Origin of the sequence: Pseudorhodoplanes sp. (assembly GCF_035565855.1) — a bacterium.
Classification (GTDB): Bacteria; Pseudomonadota; Alphaproteobacteria; order Rhizobiales; family Xanthobacteraceae; genus Pseudorhodoplanes.
On record NZ_DATMRX010000370.1, the window covers coordinates 1 to 15,810 of the forward strand.

General features: G+C 64.1%; 16 protein-coding genes and 1 tRNA gene. 5 read left to right on the forward strand and 12 right to left on the reverse strand.

All coding sequences use genetic code 11. From position 1 onward, the window contains the following. The 3 genes from VN004_RS21525 to VN004_RS21535 all read right to left on the reverse strand — a co-directional run. The coding region (locus VN004_RS21525) for a tetrahydrofolate dehydrogenase/cyclohydrolase catalytic domain-containing protein (protein ID WP_325614226.1) at nucleotides 1–726 on the reverse strand (726 nt) is incomplete at its 3' end. Nucleotides 727–729: 3 nt separating this feature from the next. After that, entirely contained in the window at nucleotides 730–1,044 is a 315-nt protein-coding gene (locus tag VN004_RS21530; RefSeq protein ID WP_325614227.1) for a DUF167 family protein, read from the reverse strand. Nucleotides 1,045–1,068: 24 nt separating this feature from the next. Further along, nucleotides 1,069–1,359, reverse strand: coding sequence for a YggT family protein (locus VN004_RS21535; protein ID WP_325614228.1), 291 nt, complete (start codon nucleotides 1,357–1,359; stop codon nucleotides 1,069–1,071). A 225-nt stretch (nucleotides 1,360–1,584) separates the two neighbouring features. On the opposite strand from VN004_RS21535, the gene VN004_RS21540 reads away from it, so the two are divergent. Beyond that, nucleotides 1,585–1,660, forward strand: a tRNA-Ala gene (locus VN004_RS21540). Between the two features lie 44 nt (nucleotides 1,661–1,704). Here VN004_RS21540 and VN004_RS21545 read toward each other — a convergent pair. Then, entirely contained in the window at nucleotides 1,705–2,187 is a 483-nt protein-coding gene (locus VN004_RS21545; protein WP_325614229.1) for a hypothetical protein, read from the reverse strand. Between the two features lie 71 nt (nucleotides 2,188–2,258). Between VN004_RS21545 and VN004_RS21550 the strand changes: the two genes are divergently transcribed. Then, nucleotides 2,259–2,885, forward strand: a complete 627-nt coding sequence (locus tag VN004_RS21550; protein WP_325614230.1) for a Crp/Fnr family transcriptional regulator — start codon at nucleotides 2,259–2,261, stop codon at nucleotides 2,883–2,885. 39 nt (nucleotides 2,886–2,924) lie between these two features. Here the strand turns inward: VN004_RS21550 and VN004_RS21555 are convergent, their stop codons facing one another. After that, complete coding sequence (locus VN004_RS21555; protein WP_325614231.1) at nucleotides 2,925–3,545, reverse strand: tetratricopeptide repeat protein; 621 nt, start codon at nucleotides 3,543–3,545, stop codon at nucleotides 2,925–2,927. Between the two features lie 171 nt (nucleotides 3,546–3,716). On the opposite strand from VN004_RS21555, the gene VN004_RS21560 reads away from it, so the two are divergent. After that, nucleotides 3,717–4,949 (forward strand): MFS transporter, encoded by a 1,233-nt coding sequence (locus VN004_RS21560; protein WP_325614232.1) that lies wholly within the window; start codon nucleotides 3,717–3,719, stop codon nucleotides 4,947–4,949. Nucleotides 4,950–4,982: 33 nt separating this feature from the next. Here VN004_RS21560 and VN004_RS21565 read toward each other — a convergent pair whose 3' ends face one another. From VN004_RS21565 to VN004_RS21585, 5 genes are all read right to left on the reverse strand, one after another. After that, nucleotides 4,983–5,708, reverse strand: coding sequence for a glutamine amidotransferase (locus tag VN004_RS21565; RefSeq protein WP_325614233.1), 726 nt, complete (start codon nucleotides 5,706–5,708; stop codon nucleotides 4,983–4,985). Nucleotides 5,709–5,805: 97 nt separating this feature from the next. Then, nucleotides 5,806–6,588 carry an SDR family oxidoreductase gene (locus VN004_RS21570; protein WP_325614234.1) on the reverse strand — a complete coding sequence of 261 codons (783 nt, stop codon included), beginning with the start codon at nucleotides 6,586–6,588 and terminating at the stop codon, nucleotides 5,806–5,808. Further along, a complete protein-coding gene (locus VN004_RS21575; protein ID WP_325614235.1) occupies nucleotides 6,581–7,054 on the reverse strand; it encodes a TerB family tellurite resistance protein in 474 nt (157 codons plus the stop codon). The genes VN004_RS21570 and VN004_RS21575 overlap by 8 nt, the downstream gene beginning before the upstream one ends. A 155-nt stretch (nucleotides 7,055–7,209) precedes the next feature. After that, the gene (locus VN004_RS21580; RefSeq protein WP_325614236.1) at nucleotides 7,210–10,665 is read right to left on the reverse strand and encodes an acyl-[ACP]--phospholipid O-acyltransferase; all 3,456 of its coding nucleotides are present in this window, start codon (nucleotides 10,663–10,665) and stop codon (nucleotides 7,210–7,212) included. Nucleotides 10,666–10,732: 67 nt separating this feature from the next. Continuing rightward, nucleotides 10,733–11,692 (reverse strand): hypothetical protein, encoded by a 960-nt coding sequence (locus VN004_RS21585; protein ID WP_325614237.1) that lies wholly within the window; start codon nucleotides 11,690–11,692, stop codon nucleotides 10,733–10,735. A gap of 232 nt (nucleotides 11,693–11,924) precedes the next feature. Between VN004_RS21585 and VN004_RS21590 the strand changes: the two genes are divergently transcribed. Continuing rightward, nucleotides 11,925–12,824 carry a DMT family transporter gene (locus tag VN004_RS21590; RefSeq protein WP_325614238.1) on the forward strand — a complete coding sequence of 300 codons (900 nt, stop codon included), beginning with the start codon at nucleotides 11,925–11,927 and terminating at the stop codon, nucleotides 12,822–12,824. A gap of 4 nt (nucleotides 12,825–12,828) precedes the next feature. On the opposite strand, the gene VN004_RS21595 is transcribed toward VN004_RS21590, so the two are convergent. Both VN004_RS21595 and VN004_RS21600 read right to left on the reverse strand, forming a co-directional pair. Further along, nucleotides 12,829–13,122, reverse strand: a complete 294-nt coding sequence (locus tag VN004_RS21595; RefSeq protein WP_325614239.1) for an MliC family protein — start codon at nucleotides 13,120–13,122, stop codon at nucleotides 12,829–12,831. Nucleotides 13,123–13,149: 27 nt separating this feature from the next. Continuing rightward, nucleotides 13,150–14,331 carry a pyridoxal phosphate-dependent aminotransferase gene (locus VN004_RS21600; RefSeq protein ID WP_325614240.1) on the reverse strand — a complete coding sequence of 394 codons (1,182 nt, stop codon included), beginning with the start codon at nucleotides 14,329–14,331 and terminating at the stop codon, nucleotides 13,150–13,152. Between the two features lie 168 nt (nucleotides 14,332–14,499). On the opposite strand from VN004_RS21600, the gene VN004_RS21605 reads away from it, so the two are divergent. Then, nucleotides 14,500–15,801 carry a hemolysin family protein gene (locus VN004_RS21605; RefSeq protein WP_325614241.1) on the forward strand — a complete coding sequence of 434 codons (1,302 nt, stop codon included), beginning with the start codon at nucleotides 14,500–14,502 and terminating at the stop codon, nucleotides 15,799–15,801. Nucleotides 15,802–15,810: the final 9 nt, after the last annotated feature.

Consider the following 15,810-nt stretch of genomic DNA (forward strand, 5'->3'; position numbering starts at 1 on the left):
CGTCTTGCCGCCCTCGCCCGGCACGCGATTGATGCCGACATCGATCACGGTCGCGCCCGGCTTGATCCAGTCGCCGCGCACCATCTCGGGACGTCCGACCGCAGCAAACAGAAGATCGGCGCGCCGGCACACGTCCTTCAGGTCCTTGGTCTTCGAATGCGCAATCGTCACCGTGCAGTTTTCAGCGAGCAGCAATTGCGCGAGCGGCTTGCCGACGATGTTCGAACGGCCGATCACCACCGCATCCATGCCGGCAAGGGACGGATTGATCTTCTTCGCAAGAATGACGCTGCCGACCGGCGTACACGGCACGAGCGCGCGCTGGCCGGTTGCAAGGCGCCCGGCATTGACAGGATGGAAGCCGTCAACGTCCTTGCCGGGGTCGATTGAATTGAGCACCAGCGTGGAATCGATCTGGGAAGGCAGCGGCAATTGCACGAGGATACCGTGAACGCTCTTGTCGGCATTCAGCTGCTCGATCAGCTTCAGGAGATCGGCCTGCGAGGTGTCGGCCGGCAGCTTGTGATCGAAGGACTTCATGCCGGCTTCGACCACGGCCTTCGACTTCGACTTGACGTAGACTTCGCTCGCCGGATCGTTGCCGACCAGCACCACCGCGAGGCCCGGCACGATGCCGTGTTCCTTTGCGAGCTGCCCCGCCGCTTTGGCGATATTGCCGCGCAGCTCCTGCGCGATGGCTTTGCCGTCGATAATCGTTGCCGTCATTCTCTAGCCCGCCAAAATATTCTGAAGCCGCGCCGCAAGGACCGCGCCATCGCCTTCGATTTCGATCCGCTTGATCCGCGAGGTGTCACCGGCCGCCAATGTCACTCTGCGCCGCGGCACGTCAAGCGTCTTTGCAAGCAATGAAATCAGGGCGGCATTGGCCTCGCCCTCGGTGGGCGCGGCCCGCACGCGCGCTTTCAGGACGGGCCGCCCATCCGACAGCATCTCGATCCCATCGAGCGCATCCCGCCCACCTTTGGGCGTCAGCCGAACCGTGATCGAAAGCCCCTGCTGCGTGACAATAAAGGGTCGCTGCAAGGCGCTGCTGCCCAACCCGCCGGATCAGAAGACGTTGGGATAGATGTAACGGGTGATCACGCTTTGCAGGAAGATGATGATCAGGATCACGATGACGGGCGAAATATCGATGCCACCGAGACCGGGCAACATATTCCGGATCGGTCTCAGCACCGGCTCGGTGATGCGATAGAGAAACTCGCCCAACATCGCCACGAACTGGTTGCGCGTGTTGACCACGTTGAAGGCGATCAGCCAGGACAGGATCGCCGCCGCGATCAACAGCCAGATATAGAGCTGCAGGACGATGAGGATGACGTCGAGGAGCGCACGCATCGGGCGGGAGTCTTCTCTCGGAAAATGACCGGACCCTGATGTATCGGCTCAGCCGATTCCCGGCAAGCCGCCGCAGGTCCGGGTGCCGGCAGAGGATTGCCGGCAAGCCGGGGCGTGGCGGCGCGCGGAAAGCGAGGCGTTCTTGACTCGGCCAAGGACGGGGCCTAAATGGCCGCTCTTCGCCCATTCTTGCGCACCCGGACGACCTCCGGCTGCGACCGGCGGGGGGCCGTAGCTCAGCTGGGAGAGCGCCTCGTTCGCAATGAGGAGGTCAGGGGTTCGATTCCCCTCGGCTCCACCAACCCCGCCTAGCCATCATGACCATTCGACCGGCCCGGCGCGGCGTCATTTGAAGCGATAGCCGGCGTGGCAGCTTACGCAGCCCATCATGACCTCGCTCAGGACAGCCAGCGCCGGCTTCGGATCGCCGGACACATCGGCATTCTGCGCTTCGATGGCAAAGCGGCTGGCGGCCCGATGCATCGCGGTTCCCGCCTGCTGCATGCCCTCCGGCATGTATCGGGCCACCTCGTGCGCGTTGTGGAGCGTCAACGCCGTCATCCCGAGACGCTGCTCGGCGACGGCCGCCGCCTTGTTGGCATCGCCTTTCGAAAGCGCTTCGGTGATCTCCTGAAGCGCGAGCAGATGATCGCGCATGTTGGCCAGCGTGTGATCCACCATCTTGGGCGGCAGCTTCACCAGGACGCGCGGATCGTGCGCCTTTCCGCCCTGGCGCGGACGCCCATGGTGCTGGTGGTGCTGCGCCAGGGCGATACCCCCGACGGAAATGAAGGCCGCCGTCATCGTGGCGAGGAGTTTGAGCCGCATAGGATGCCCGTGGTTGGCTTGCATCCGATCTGATAGCCGATCCCTGCGGCTGGGCCTATGATCCGGATCATATGACCAGGGACCTCGACTGGAACGTGCTGGCGAAAGGCTCGCCGCTGCTCGCGGCGATGCCGGAGTATGTCAGGCGGAACGCGCAACTTTGCCGCTTTCCGAAGTCAGCGCATGTCTTCGCGCGCGGCGACCGCCCGCAGGTGATGTACTTCATCATCTCCGGCGAGGTTCATCTGGTCCGCTCATCGCTGACCGGCGATCAGATCGTCCTGCAACGCGTCCAGAGGGGATTCCTGGCGGAGGCCAGTCTGGACCAGGCGCGCTATCATTGCGATGCGGTGGCCGCCAGGGCGTCCGAACTTCTTGTGCTGCCGCGCAAGCCCTTTCGCGAGGCGCTGGCGGACGAACAATTCAGCAAGGCCTGGATGTCGCATCTGTCGGACGAATTGCGGCGCGCCCGCACGCAGGTCGAACGATTGGCGCTCAAGAGTGCCGAGGCGCGCATTCTCCACTACGTGGAAACCGAGGGCCGTGATGGCGTGGTGATCCTGAACCAATCGAAGAAGGATTGGGCCAATGAGCTTGGCCTCACGCACGAGGCTCTTTACCGGGCGCTGGCGCGGATGGAGCGAGGTGGCCGGATCCGGTCCGACGAGACCGGCCTCACGCTCCTGCCGATGACATGAGGCGGCGCAAGAGCCGGGTTGCCGGCGCTTGCTTCGGCCTCAGCGCTTCAGCCTCTGCTCCAGCCGCGCGACGGCGGCGGGCCCATCGGTGTCCTTCGGCGACAATTCGGCGAACTTCTTGAAGTCGGCGAGCGCGTCGGACAGCGAGCCCTTCATCTCATACGCACTGCCGCGATTGAAATAGGCGCTGGCGTCCTTCGGATTGAGCTTGATTGCCTCAGTGAGATCGGCAATCGCCTTGTCCAGCTCCTTCTTGCGGATCAGTGCCACGCCGCGGTTGTTATAGGCCTTGGCATAGCGCTTGTTGATCTTGATGGCTTCAGTCGCGTCGGCGATCGCCCTGTCGGGATCGCCCTTGCGGTTCCAGGCGACGCCGCGATTGCTCAGCGCGCGTGCATGTTTCGGATTGATCTTCAGCGCTTCGTTGAAATCGGAGATCGCCTTGTCCTGGTCGCCCTTGGCGCTCCAGGTGTAGCCCCTGTTGCTGTAGGAATCGGCATCTTTCGGGTTGGCGGCAATCGCCTTGTCGCACGCTGCAATGCCGGCATCGCCGGTGCTCTTGGCGCATAATTCACGTTCGCTTTGCGCAAAGGCCACACCGGCAAACGAACAGCCCGCAACGACAAGGGAACCAAGCCGCAAGGTCCGGGACACTCCCATGGTTCCACCCCCTTGGCACGTTCTTGACGCACCGACAGCTTAGCGTGCTCGCGGAAAGTCGAAACCGCAATAAACGATCGAGGTGCGACATTTTTGAGGTAACGTGCCCCGCTCACCCTCCCCCTTCCGGTACCGCGCCGCAACGCTTCGCCCGGGACGCCCGACCTGTCCATGAACATCACGACCGACCCTGCCGCGACGCTCGGCCGCAACCGCTCCTTCCTGCTGTTCTGGTTCGCACGCGTCTCCGCGAGCCTCGCCTTGCAGATGATGGTCGTGGCGGTGGGCTGGCAGGTCTACGACATGACCGGACGCGCGCTCGACCTCGGCCTTGTGGGCCTCGCGCAATTCGTCCCGGCTTTCCTTCTGGTGCTGGTCGCGGGCGCGGTGGCCGACCGCTACAACCGAAGCAAGGTAGTGCGGCTTGCCCAGCTCACCGAAGGCAGCGCCGCCTTCGTGCTCGCCATCGGAACGTGGCAAGGCTTTCTGACGCGCGACCTCATCCTCGCGGTGGTCGTCGTGCTCGGGGCCGGACGCGCCTTCGAGGCGCCGACCTTGCAGGCCCTGCTGCCGCGTCTGGTGCCGCTGCCGGTGCTGCCCCGCGCCGTGGCCGGATCGGCCTCCGCCAATCAGGCGGCCACCATCGCCGGCCCTGCGGTCGGGGGCTTGCTCTATGTCGTCAGCCCGACGCTGGTCTATGCCCTGTGCGCTTCGCTGTTTGTCTTCGCCAGCATTCTGGTCGCGCTGATCCGCATCGAGCAGGTCGCGCCAAAGCGGGAGAAGGTGGACATCGCGGCGCTGTTCGCCGGGATCACATTCATCCGCAACAACCCGCTGATCCTCGGTGCGACGTCGCTCGACATGTTCGCGGTACTTTTTGCGGGCGCCACCGCGCTGTTGCCGATCTATGCCAAGGACGTATTCCACGTCGGCCCATGGGGGCTCGGCATCATGCGCGCCATGCCGGCCGTCGGCGCATTGCTGATGGCGATTGCGCTCGCGCGCTGGCCGCTCGTTCGCAATGCCGGCCGCAAGATGTATGTCGCGGTCGCGCTGTTCGGCGTCGCCACCATCGTCTTCGCCCTGTCGACCTCCTTCCCGCTGTCGCTGGTCGCACTGTTTGCGCTTGGTGCGGGGGATATGGTCAGCGTCGTGGTGAGACAGACGCTCGTCCAGGTGCAGACGCCGGACGAGATGCTGGGCCGCGTGATTTCGGTCAATGCGCTGTTCGTCGGCACATCGAATCAGCTCGGCGAATTCCGCGCCGGGCTGTTCGCGCATTTCATCGGCACAGTGCCCGCGGTCGTGTTCGGCGGCGTCGCGACCTTGCTGATCGTCGCATTGTGGACGAGGCTTTTCCCGGCCCTCCTGAACGTCCAGAGCCTGCAGAAGGATTCGCGATGACGGCAAAGAGCAGCGAAGCGCAAATTCCCGCCGTCAGGCGGTGAGCGCCGCCTCGGTCTTCGGCTCCGGCTGACCCTGCAGCCATCGATCGAGGAAATGCGACAGCCAGTTCTGCATCGCATAGTCGAAAACCAGCCGGTCCTCGAAATGCGCGACGCGCTGCTTGGCGCCCGGCAATTCCATCCGGTGCTGTCCGCGAATGGTCCACCGGCACATCATCGCGTGCGTCACTTCCGGATGAAACTGGATCGCATAGGCGCGCTCGCCCTGCCGGAATGCCTGCACCGGAAAGGTATCGCCCTCGGCGAGAAGCGTTGCGCCCCTGGGAAGTTCGAAGCCCTCGCGATGCCATTGATAGACGTGATCGGGCCAGACTTCGCAGACACGAAGGCCCTCCTCCGTCGGTCGGATCGGATAATAGCCGACCTCGACATGCCCCTCGCTGTGCTGGTCCACCCGCGCACCGAGGTGACGCGCCAGCATCTGTCCCCCGAGACAGACGCCGAGAAACGGCTTGTTCTCCCTGAGCGGCACGCCGATCCAGTCGATCTCGCGCTTGACGAAATCCAGGTCGTCATTGGCGCTTTGCGGCCCGCCGAAAATGATCGCGCCGGAATGGTGATCGAGCGTCGCCGGCAGATCGTCACCCAGGGCCGGACGGCGGATATCCAGCGGCACGCCGCGTTTGCGCAGGTACTGACCAACCCGACCGGGCGTGGAATTTTCCTGGTGCAGAACGATAAGGACGGGCAGCGACATCGGCTTGCTGAACGGCTCCCGCGATTTACCAGCAAACTATCCCGTTCACGGTGTCTGGCAAGCGGCTCCGGGCGAAATACCGCTATGAGCGAAAAGCCTATCTCGGACCGGGGCCGTGGCGTTTGGCGACCGCCGGCAGCAATACCGCGTGGGGCAACAGACCGCTCCCATAGACCAGCGCCTTGTTGAGGAAACCCGGCACCACCAGCCGCCGCCCGGCCATCAGGCCGGCATAGCCCTCCTGCGCCACACGGTCGGCAAAGGTCGTCATCGGCGTCTCGAGCACCTCGTTGCCGGTGCCGGCGACCGCCTGAAATTCCGTCGGTACGGGACCGGGGCAGAGCGCGCAGACCCGGACGCCGCGGCCGCGCCATTCCTCGTGCAACGCCTCCGTGAAGGACAGAACATAGGCCTTGGTCGCGTAATAGACGGCGTGGTTCGGTCCGGGCAGGAAAGCCGCGACCGAGGCGACATTCATCAGCCCGCCGCGGTGGCGTTCCAGCGCATCGGCAAAGCGCAGCGACAGATCGGTCAGCGCGCGCACATTGAGATCGATCATCTCGAGCTGACGCGACCGGGACTGCGATGCGGCCTCGCCGGCAAGGCCGAAGCCGGCATTGTTGACAACGAATTGCGGCTCAACCCCGGCATCGGCGAGGGCAGCCTCGATCCGGTCTCCGCCATCGGTACGCGAGAGATCGACGCCGATCACCAGCGGACGCGGGCTGCCGCTTCGCGCGATCTCGCCGGCGAGCGCTTCGAGCCGGTCGGCGCGGCGCGCGGCGAGCACCAGCCGGTGACCATGACGCGCGAAGACTCGGGCAAGCTCGGTTCCGATACCGGAGGAGGCACCTGTGATCAGTGCGACCGGCTCAGGCATCGTCGTGCGGCGTGGCGAGGGCGGCGACCTCACGGCGCATCTCGACGCGATCGCGCTGTGAAATTCCGAGCAGGTCAGACGCGCGCCACAGCACGTTGTCCTCGAATTCGTTCATGCGGCCGTCCGCATAAACCATTTCCCACATCATCCTGACGAGGCGCTTGCGGCCTTCCTCGTCGAGCGAGCGATTGATGATGCTGGTGAAAGCGTAAAGATCCACCGCCTCGCGGTCCGCCGTGCTCGCGGCTTCGATCAACTCGTCGACGGCGTCGTCATCGAGCTCGAATTGCCGCTTGAGCAGGTCGTGCAGCTTGCGCTGTTCGGCAACGGTCTCGTTGCCGTCGATCGTCATGACGTGAATGAGCAAGGCTGCGGCTGCGAGCCTGTAATCGTTCTCGTCGAAACGGCTCGCCGGCTTATCGCCGATGCCAACCTCGTTCAGGAAAGACTTGAGAATCTGGAGCATGAAACCTCGGGTGGCGACACGCTCCGGAATGTGGTTGCAGCGGCGGCCGTTGTAAAGCGCGTCACGGCGCATGACGAAATTGTCATCTGTTTCGTCTGCGACCGCACGCGTGAGCGCGACCGGGCCCGCCATCGAAAAGTCGGCGCATCGCCGCCTTATGCCGGCACCACCGGACGCGGCTGCGCGGCCTGGGCCCGCTCTTCCTTGGCGCGCTTGGCGAGCGTCAGGAGATCCACCTTGCCCGAACCGAGCATCGGAAGCTTCTCCATCACGATGACTTCCGCCGGGATCATCAGCTCCGACGCATGACGCGAGCGGGCGAACGCAACGAAATCGGCACGCGCCGCCTTCGGATTGTTGGTGTACAGGAGGAGCCGCTCACCCTTGCGGGCGTCGGGAACGGACACGACAGCGGAAATGAATTCCGGCCAGAGGTCGCCGGCAAGCGCCTCAACAGCCGCAAACGACACCATCTCGCCGCCGACCTTCGCGAACCGCTTGGCGCGGCCCATGATCTTGATGAAGCCCTGCGCATCGATGGTGACGATGTCGCCGGTGTCATGCCAGCCCTCGGCGGGCCGCTCCAGCACGCCGGGATTCTCGACGCGGAGATAACCCAGCATGACGTTGGGGCCCTTCACCAGCAGCCGACCGCCTTCGTCAACGCCTTCCACCTTTTCGAGCTTGGCTTCCATGCCGGGGAGCAAGCGGCCAACGGTGCCGAATTTATTGAACATCGGCGTATTGAGCGCGAGGGCGGGAGCGGTTTCGGTCACGCCATAGCCTTCGAGAATACGCACGCCGAATTTCTCGAGATAGATCTGCCGGGTCGAATCGCGCACCGGCTCGGCGCCCGCGAGCATGTAGCGGATCGAGCGGAAGTCATAAGGATTGGCGGCGCGCGCATAGCCGTTCAGGAACGTATCGGTGCCGAACATGATGGTGGCATTGGTCGCGTAGACCAGTTCGGGCACCGTCCGGTAATGCAGGGGCGACGGATAGAGGAAGATCGGAACGCCCGACACGATCGGAAGAATGACGCCGACCGTGAGCCCGAAGGAATGGAACACCGGAAGGATATTGAACACCTTGTCCATCCGGTTGAAATCGATTCGGGCACGCGCCTGCGCCGCATTGGTCAGGATGTTGCGGTGTGACAGCACAACGCCCTTCGGCACGCCCTCGGAGCCTGAGGTGAACAGGATCGCCGCCCAGTCATCCGGCTTTCGCTGCACCAGCGGCTTCTTGTAGTTGAGCATGCCGCCGAGCTTGTCGAACAGATGTACCTGCGCGCGGACGTCCTCGAGGTAGACGAACTTCACCTCCGCCGACATTTTCTCGATCAGCGGCTCGAGCTTGCCGCGTTCGATAAAGGCGCGTGACGTCACGACGGTGGAGATGCCCGCCGCTCGGCAGCCGGCCAGAATATTGGTGGCGCCCGCGGTGAAATTGATCATCGCCGGAACGCGCCCGGCCGACATCAATCCGAAGATCGTCACCACCGCGCCGTTGGCATTCGGCAACATGACGCCAAGCGGCTTGCCGACTTCGGCGAGCGGCATCAGCTTCTTGCCGAGGATGCGGGTGCCGAGCAGCAGCCGCTTGTAGGTCAGCGTACCGGTGACGAGGTCCTCGGTTGCGACCGTCTTCATGCCATGCTCATGCGCCGCTTCGATCAGCGCCTCGACGATCGTGCGGTCCGTGCGCGTCGTCTGGTAGATCATGTTCGACATGATGTCGTAGAGCGCGGCGCCTGCGGCGCGACGGCGCGCCTTGCCGCGCAGATCCGGGTCGAGCTTGAGCTTGGTCGGCTCGAGAACCGTCACGCGCACCTTGGGAAAGAGCTGCTTGCGAATCTGATAGCCCGCGAGGCGCGTGAAATAGGAGCGCTCCAGGCCTTCGATCCGGATCGGAACGATGACCGCATCGGATTTATCGGCGATCAGTCCGGCGCCGTCGTAAACCTTCATCAGCGAGCCGGTCATGGTGAGCCGGCCTTCCGGGAAGATGATCAGTGTTTCGCCGCCCGCGACCGCCTGGATCAGCGTGCGCGTTGCCATCGGCTTCAGCGGATCGATCGGCAGCGCGCGGGTCATGCGCGCGAAGGGCTTGACCCACCACTTCTGCGCAATCGTGGTGTCGATGGCGAAGAGCGGGTCGCGGCCGAGCAGCGACAGCGCAATCCCGGCGTCGAGAAAACTCACGTGATTGAGCGCGAGAATGACGTTCGGCTGCTGGATCTTCTGCAGATTTTCGAGGCCATGCACCTCGGCGCGGAAGAACGCGCGATAGATGATGGACAGCGCGTCGGTGAAAGCCCGCGTCGGCATGGTGTAGGCGATCAGCACCGCAACGATGAAGTTCGCGACGCCGAGTCCGATGAACAGGGCCGGAATCGTGGCCCCGGCGAAGCCCTGCAGCATCGCCACGACCAGCGTGGCGACCGTCATGAACAGGGCATTGAGGACGTTGACGGCGGCGATGACGCGCGCGCGCCGGTCGGCATCGGACCAGGCCTGCACCGCGGCGAAGGCCGGGACGATGAACATGCCGCCGCCGATCGCAAGACCGATCAGCGCGATGGCGACATTGATGCCGCGCGATGTCTGGAACACGTCGACCGGGAGCATGCCTTGCGCCGCCGGCGGCGGACCGAGCAGCGACCATCCCATGAACAGCGCGAAGATCGTCAGCAGCAATGCGCCAAGCAGCGTCGGCAGCAGAATGATGCGTCCGCTCGCAAGGTAGGCGGCGATGCCCGAGCCGACCGCGACCGCGATCGAGAACACCGCGAGATAGGCGGTGACGGTGTATTCGTCGCCACCGACGATGTTTTTCACCGCCGACGGCAGAAGCGACAGCACGACCACGCCGGCCAGCCAGAACCAGCTGGTGACCAGGGCGCCCCAGAACAGCCGGCTGTCGCTGCGCAGATCCCGGATCAAATCCCAGGTCGAGGTGGCGATGTTCTTGTTGATGATGAGATTGGGCGCAGCCTCGCCGGTCCGCGGGATCAGGAGCGCGGAGACCCAGCACAGAAGCGCAAACACCATCACCAGCGACGCGAAGGCGGTCGGGCTGCCGCCACCCTTCGAGGCGATGCCGCCGGCGATGGTGCCAAGGAGGATCGCGATGAAGGTCGCGCCTTCGACGAGCGCATTGCCCGCCGGCAATTCCCGGCGCTCCAGATGGTCTGGCAGAATGCCGTATTTGATCGGGCCGAACAGCGAACCGATCACACCGAACCCGAACAGAGCAACGAACAGAATATGCAGAGAATGGGTGACGAATCCGATCACCGCGACCGCGGCGACGGCGATTTCGACGAGCTTCAGGCGCTGCGCCACCACCGCCTTGTCGAAACGGTCGGCGATCTGTCCGCCGAGCGCCGACAGGAAGAAATAGGGTGCGATGAAGACGGCGGCGGCGAATGTGATCAGCGCATCGCCATATTCTGCACTGACCTGACCGGTCCCGCTCTGAATATGGAACAGGATCAGGAAGACGATCGCGTTCTTGAGGAAATTGTCGTTGAAGGCGGAAAAGAACTGACACCAGAACAGCGGCGCGAACCGCCAGGACAGCATCAGTGGCTTCGACGTCTCGGCCATACGCGTCAGTCGTCCGATCGTGTACCGGTTGTCATATTAGCACGTCTCGGGCCCCGGCGGGGCCCGTCTAGACAGTGCGGGCGAGCATGGTCGGTTGTTTGGAGCAATCCGCGTCGACGCCATTATGCGACTTGTACTGGCTGAACCCGACATGGCTGGCGGGCGACCCTGACACGACCACCAGATAGGCAAATTCGGTGCGGTGGCGCGGCGCGTCGCTGAACACTTCGTCGTATTCGGCCCAGCCCCAGATCAGCAATTTGCCTTGCAGATCGCGGACTTGACGGAGGATCGCGGGGTCCATGGTGATGATGGGCGACAAAGCCGTCGCCCGGGGACCCAAGATCAGCGGCTTGTAGGAATCGTAGGACAGAATCCGGTTGCCGAGCTCGTCGAAGTCGGCGAAGTCGAAATCCGCCGGCACCGACCGGTCGAAATATTTCCAGTTCACGTGACCACGGCCATTGCGGGTCGGCGTGGTGCCGGTGTTCTCCCAGATCGGCTGGATCGTGCAGGTCTGGATCTCGTCATTCAGCGGATTCTTGGTCATGGCGACCTGGAATTCGCGCAAAAACACGTAGGCCCGCTGCGCCGAAATGAGCCCTTCCTGGACGAGAGCCGCAGTCTGATCCGTAGCCCGGACCGCGCGCAGCATCCATAGGCCCTGGAACACCGTGGCCAGCAGCAGGAAAAGGGCAAAGGCCGCGAGCGCGATGTCGGTGATGCGGATGTCGCAGAAGAAGCGCTGCCCCCAGCTGCTGACCGGAGCGGCGGCCTGCGGGGACTTGGCCTGGGCCTGCCAGACCATCGCGTCGATGCTGTCGCGGGTCACGGCCGCGCGATGAACCAGCGCTTCGGTCGCCATGCTCTCGAAATGGATCGGCAGGCGTCCGGGCGTCTGCTGCGGCGCGGTCGCCGCGGGTGGCGGCTGCACCGAAGAACAATAGGATCCGAGGACAGCCGTCGCCACGGCCATCACAGCCAGCGCGACCAGCGCTGAAACGAGAAATGCACTGATAGTTTTCATCAGGAAGAATGCCCGGCGGTGCCGCTGAATCCGTCGTCGCGCCGCGAGGCCCCCCGCGGACGGGCAGACGTTAGTGAGCGCGCCCGGATCAGTCAAACCATCCCGCGAACGGGACCAGAACATCGGACCGCTCTGCGCTGCTCGCTGCGGACATGGCTGCGGTTTGGCTGCCGCCATGGCCAGCGCCGCCCGAGCCGTATATCCGGACGGTGAACCGGAACGGACTTCGCCTTTGGCGACACATCATCATTCCGCCGCCTGGTCGGCCACCGCCATCGGCGCGATCTGCGGCGTCGCCGCCGCCGCGTGCTGGGCGATCGGCTTTGTCGCCGGCAAGCACGGCATCACCGCCGGTCTGACGCCGCCCGACCTCGCCTTCCACCGATTCGTGTGGACGGGCCTGCTTATGGTCCCGCTCGTCGCTCGTGCGGGGCTGTCCGATCTGGGCGGGCTTGGCTGGTTCCGGGGCTTCGTGATCCTGTTTCTCGCCGGCCCGCCTCAGGCCCTCCTCAACTATACCGGCCTCACCCTTGCGCCCCTCGGGCATGGCGCGGTCATCCAGCCGGGCTCCGCGGCGCTCGGCGGCCTCCTTCTCGCCTTTCTGTTGCTCGGTGAAAAGCTGACACTCCCGCGCGTGATCGGCGTCGTCGCGATCCTCTTCGGTCTCATGATTCTCGCCGGCGAAGCGGTTGCGACCATCGGCGGACATGCTTTCGGCGGCGATCTGATGTTTGCCGCGGCAGGCTGGACCTGGGCGGCCTTCACCATCTGCCTGCGCGGGTGGCGAACCAGCGGCCTGCTCGCGGCGCAAGTCGTCGGTGTGCTTTCGCTGACGGTGTATCTGCCGCTCTATGCGCTGTTCTACGGCTTCGATCACATGATCGCGGCGGGGCTTTGGGAGAACCTCCTGCAGCTTGTGGCGCAGGGCGGCTTCGCAGGGCTCCTCGCGCTTTATCTCTTCGCGCGCGCCGTCACGGCGCTTGGCGCCGGGCGTGCGTCGATGTTTCCGGCGCTGGTCCCGCCGATGACGATGCTCATCGGCTTCCTGGCTTTGGGCGATGTGCCGACGATTCCGCAACTCGTCGGACTGGCCGTTGTCGTGTTCGGCTTCCGCTTCGCCCTGAAGCCTTAGCCATTCATTGCGGCTTGCAGACTGTCGTCTTGACCTTCGGCCGCTTCAACCGCGCGTCCTGCCCTCTCACCCAGAACGAGACCCCGTTCTTGGAATAGCGGGCGCCGAACGGTGCGAGCCGTTGCGGCAGCGTATGAGCGTGTCCGTCGAATTGCAGGCGGATGCGCTTGTCGCCGCGATAGAGCGCGGAGACGACCTGCGTGCCGTCATCGCAAAGATAGCTCGTGAACGCCGCCTGCGCATTGGCCACGGAGGCCGCGCAAAAAGACAGAAGCAGAATCAATCCGACACGTTTCATCGGCACACCATTGCTTTTCGCACGCGCTCAGGCGGCTCGTCGCGTTGACAGGAATTCGCCCATCCGCGCCAAAGCCTTCAGGATGTTCTCCGTGGAATTGGCATAGGATAACCGCACATAGCCTTCGCCAAGAATGCCGAAATCCGGGCCGCCGATGATCGCGACCCCGGCCTCCTCGAGGAGCGACGAGGCCAGCGCCTTGGCCTTCCATCCCGTCTGCTTGATGTTGGGAAAGGCATAGAATGCGCCCTTCGGCGTCGCGCAGGATATTCCGGGCAGCTGGTTCAGCCCCTCGACCACCACCTTGCGGCGACGGTCGAATTCCGCGACCATTTTTCGCACTTCGTCCTGCGGTCCGGTCAGCGCGGCAAGACCTGCATATTGCGCTGAAGCATTCACGCAGGAATGCAGATTGACCGCCAGCTTGCGGGCATAGTCATAAAGTTTTCCCGGCCAGATCGCGTAGCCAAGCCGCCATCCGGTCATCGCATAGGTTTTCGACCAGCCATTGAGCAGGATCAGCCGATCGCGGATCTCCGGGTAGCCCAGCAGGCAGACATGCCGCTCCCCGTCATAGACCATGTGGTCGTAAATCTCGTCGGACAGCACCGCGACGTCCGGAAACCTTTGCAATCCGGCGACCAGCTTGTCGACCTCCGACTTCGGCGTGACGCCACCGGTGGGATTGGCGGGCGAATTCACGATCAACAACCGCGATTTCGGGGTGAGCAGCTTCAGCGTCTCCTCCGCCGAGAACGCAAAGCCATTCTCTTCCCGGATCGGGACCGGGACCGGATTTGCCCCGGTGAACTCGATCATCGAGCGATAGATCGGGAAGCCGGGATCCGGATAGAGAATGTCCACGCCGGGCTCGCCGAACATCAGGATCGACATGAACATGGTCGGCTTGCCGCCGGGCATGATCATCACTTCGTCGGGCGACACCTCGACAGCGAATCGTTTGTGCAGGTCGGCGGCCACGGCCTCGCGCAAGGCCGGAATGCCGGTCGCCGGGGTATAGCCGTGATGGCCGTCGCGCAGCGCCTTGATCGCAGCTTCGACGATGAATTCGGGGGTGCGAAAATCCGGCTGGCCGATGCCCAGATTAATGACATCGCGACCCTGCGCGATCAGCGCATTGGCGCGCGCCAGCACCGCGAACGCATTCTCCTCGCCAATCCGGTCAAAGGCAGCAATCGTACGAAGCATCGGTGGGCCCCCTTTGCCGATTATTAGGCCGGTCTCCCCGGCTCCGGGTCAACTCTTCTGATCCTCCCCACACGTTACCATTCCCCTAAGCGCGATCGGCCGACGGAGAGAATGAGCGCGGCGAGAGACATTGCCGCGTCGGCCGCGGCATGCCACATACGGCAAGCTATGACAGTTTGGCTCGAAATCGCCATCGTCGTCGCGCTGACCCTTCTGAACGGGTTCTTCGCGATGGCGGAGCTGGCGATTGTGTCCTCGCGGCGCATTCGCCTGCAGCAGATGGCGGAAGCCGGCAGCCGCGGAGCGCAGCGCGCGCTTGCGCTCGCCGAGAATCCGGGGCGGTTCCTGTCCGGCGTACAGGTCGGCATCACGCTGATCGGCATCATGTCCGGCGCATTCGGCGGCGCGACGCTCGGCGCCCGGCTCGGCGCGATCCTGAACCAATATCCGCTGTTCGCGCCGCGCGGCGACGAAATTGCCTTCATCGCCGTCGTGATCGCGATCACCGCCCTGTCCGTGGTCGTCGGAGAGCTGGTGCCCAAGCGGATCGCGCTGCTGCAGCCGGAACGCATCGCGTCGGTGGTCGCCGCTCCGCTCGCGATGCTGGTGCTCGTCGCCCGCCCGCTCGTCTGGTTCCTGGAAAATTCGACGGCGTTGCTGCTCAAGCTGCTTCGCGTGCCGGACAAGCGCAACGAAACGGTGACGGAGGAAGAGGTCAAGATCGCGATTGCCGAGGGCACCGAGGCGGGCGTCATCGACGAAGTCGAACAGAAAATGATCCACGGCGTGCTGGCGCTCGCGGATTCGTCGGTCGCATCGATCATGGTGCCGCGGCCCGACGTCTACTGGATCGATCTTTCGGACGAAAGGAGCGCGCTCGAGCGCGAAATCGCCGATTGCCCGTATTCGCGCATCGTGGTCGTGCGCGATGGCGATCTCGGACGGCCGCTTGGCGTCGTGCAAAAGAAGGATCTGGTCGGCGACCTCATGTCTGGCCGGGGAATCCAGATTGAGGAGCGGCTGATCGAGCCCGCCTTTGTCCCCGAAACGATGCCGGTGCTGCGTCTTTTGGAAACCTTCCGGTCGGTCTCGGTTCATCTCGCCTTGGTGGTGGATGAGTATGGCGACTTCCTTGGGATCGCGACGCTGAACGACGTCCTCGAAGGCATCGCGGGCGATCTTGGCGAAGAGTACGAGCAGCCGTCGGAAAACATCGTGCGCCGCGCCGACGGCTCCTGGCTCGTCGACGGCCGCGTGCCGATATCCGAGCTGATCGACACCCTCAAAATCACGGATGCGGAGGGTGAGTTTCACACCGCGGCCGGATTCGCGCTCGAACGGCTGGCGCATATCCCGGTGGAATGCGAGGTGTTCGAGATCCCCGGATGGCGCGTCGAAGTCCTCGACATGGATGGAAAGCGCATCGACAAACTCCTGTTCACGCCGGTGCCCGAAACCGCGGACGGCTAGCGGAACCCG